The sequence below is a fragment of the Dietzia maris genome (assembly GCF_014144855.1).
Classification (GTDB): Bacteria; Actinomycetota; Actinomycetes; order Mycobacteriales; family Mycobacteriaceae; genus Dietzia; species Dietzia kunjamensis.
The window spans coordinates 1-2,357 of sequence record NZ_JAALDN010000561.1; the positions used below are offsets into that span (position 1 = coordinate 1).

The following is a 2,357-nucleotide window of genomic DNA, read 5'->3' on the forward strand; positions in this document are numbered from 1 at the left end:
CACGGTGCGCATGTGGCGTGCGAGCAGGGTGGCGGTGGCTTCGTCGAGTCGGCCGGTGTCCATGGCCTCGACGAGGGAGGGGAACTTGGTGACCAGGGTGATGGCCAGGGTGAGCAGGCTGCGGGCGCGGTTGTGGTGGACGCCGTAGGTGGCGACGATCTCACTTGTGGCGATGGTCAGTGGGTCGATGACGGCGTGTTCGGGGCGTTGGTCCAGGCCGGGGCCGTAGCCGGCGGCGATGTCGCGCAGTTCCTGTTCCTCGCGGCAGGTGGCCCACAGGTCGTGGCAGGCGCGCAGTCGGGCGGCGGCCGCGCGATTCTCGGCGTTCAACGCGGCCAGGGCCGCGGAGCTGGCGGCGGTGACGGCGGGACTCCCGGCCACCGCTCCGGCATCATCCCCGGTAGTCGCCTCCCGCATGTGCACCCCCTTGCCGGCGGTTGCCCGCCACGACCCTGCTTCGCCTGTGTGTTCGATTGGGGAAACACTAGCAAGGGGGTCCGACATGAGTCTCTCACCTGCGAAAACAGGTGGAGGGCGCGCAGTCGAAGACCGCAGCGGCGACCAGCCGCCTCAGCCGCCCAGCAACGCCCGATAGTGGTCGGCCAGGGCGGGGTGGTAGTCGGGGGAGAAGCGCAGGGCCTCCGGATCACGGCCCGCCTCGGCCTCGACCAACCGGTCCAGATAGAAGTCCCACCCGGGACCGATGTCGGACGCGGACTCGGCGTCCGCGATGTCCTGTTCCAGGGAGATGGTGACCTCGTCGTCGTCACCCTCGATCCGCACGGTGACCACCCAGCCGTCCGGTCCGATCCTGACGACGACGAGGTTCGGCGCCTCACACCGCAGTACTCCGACGGTCTCTGCGGGTGAGCCCTCCTCGGCGGACATCGTCATCTCGACGGTGCCCGACGCCGGGTCACCCGACCACGATCCGATCCAGCGCGCGGTGCGGGCCGGATCGGTGACGGCCGCCCACGCCTCCTCCCGGGACAGTGGCAGTTGGCGGGGGAACACCACGGCGCCCGACGGGGCGAGGTATCCGGAGGCCTGGGGTGTGGTGGCCATGGCGACTCCTCACGTGAGGGGCGCCGCGGTGGTCAGCGCAGCGCTGGCATCAGCGTATCGCGCATCGGGGCGACGAAACGGCCGAAATTGTCCCAGTTGTGCAGGCCGGTGGGCAGGTAGTCGACCCGGGCGTCGATGCCCAGTTCATCGAGCCGCTGGTCCATCTCCACGGTGCAGGCGTGTGTGGCGACCTCGAGCCCCGCACCCTGGGTGAACCGGAGCAGGTCGCGGCCGTTGCGGTCCCATTCGCCGGCATCGGGTCGGCCGGTGGCGGTGGCGAAGTAGAGGGCCTTGCCCCTGAGCTTCTCGGCGTGGAGGAGGCCGTCGTTGTCCCGGTAGGCGGGGTCGGTGCGCGGGCCCCACATGTTGGCGATGTCGCCGCCGCGCGTCTCGGTGACGATCTTGGCGAGGATGAACCCGAGGTCGTCGCGCGCCGTGTAGCAACCGGCGATCGCGCCCACGGCGTCATACAGGCCGGGGCGCAGCTCGGCGATGGTGACGGCGCTCGCCGCGCCCATCGACAGGCCCGCCATACCGCGCTTGCCGTTGAAGGGGATGTCGCCGGCCTCGAGCAGCGGACGGAGCTCGTCGGTGAGGAAGGTCTGCCACTTGTTGCGGCTCAGGACCGGGTCATCGCGCTGCCAGTCGGCGTGCAGGGAACCGTCCGCGCGGGCGGGCATGACGAGCGTGACGTGCTCACCGGCGAAGGTCCGCTCGACGCCACCCGGCAGGAGCCACCCGCTCGGGGAGGGGGAGTCCACGCCGTCGAGGAGGTACAGCATCGGTGCCGGGGCGTCGGTGGCCGGGCGCCAGATCTCCACCGGCAGGACGCGGTTCATCGACTTCGACGCCACCCACCAGCGTTCGAATCGGGGATCGCCGCCGGCCACCAGAGGGTCGCCGATCTCCACGCGTCGCACCTCGCTGACGGTGACGGGCTCGGACTCCATGCCGATCGGCGGGGTGGCGGCGGTGTTCTGCGAGCCCGTCCCCAGTGGCGGGAGGGTGCCCGAGCCGGTCAGCGACTCCGTACCGGTGGAGCCGGTGGAGCCGACCGCCGCCGCGCCCGCGGCCGCGCTCGACGGGTCGACGCTCCCACCGACCGCCGTCAGGGATCCGATACCCGGAGAGGAACTGCCGTGCAGCGACTGCGCTAGGGCCGGGGCCGCCGTCCCGCCGACCAGCGCCGCGGCCAACGCGGAAGCGAGCAGCGGCAGGACACGGGGCGTGCGGTGAGTGGTCACCGTGACACGATATGTCGCCCGCGTTGCGAGCAGGAATCTACTCCCTGG

The 2,357-nt window shown here is 71.2% G+C and carries 2 protein-coding genes and 1 pseudogene; all 3 read right to left on the bottom strand.

What is annotated here, in order from left to right; all coding sequences use genetic code 11:
- Window positions 1-417: pseudogene (locus G6024_RS16245) on the bottom strand (HNH endonuclease signature motif containing protein); the annotation flags it as partial.
- Window positions 418-570: 153 nt separating this feature from the next.
- On the bottom strand, window positions 571-1,065 hold the full coding sequence (locus G6024_RS16250; RefSeq protein WP_159149172.1) for an SRPBCC domain-containing protein: 495 nt from the start codon (window positions 1,063-1,065) through the stop codon (window positions 571-573).
- 32 nt (window positions 1,066-1,097) lie between these two features.
- Window positions 1,098-2,309, bottom strand: coding sequence for an alpha/beta hydrolase (locus G6024_RS16255; RefSeq protein ID WP_159149173.1), 1,212 nt, complete (start codon window positions 2,307-2,309; stop codon window positions 1,098-1,100).
- Window positions 2,310-2,357: the final 48 nt, after the last annotated feature.

Excerpts from the sequence above, each read along its gene's own strand:
- G6024_RS16250 (WP_159149172.1), bottom strand. The coding sequence starts at position 1,065 with ATGGCCACCACACCCCAGGCCTCCGGATACCTCGCCCCGTCGGGCGCC.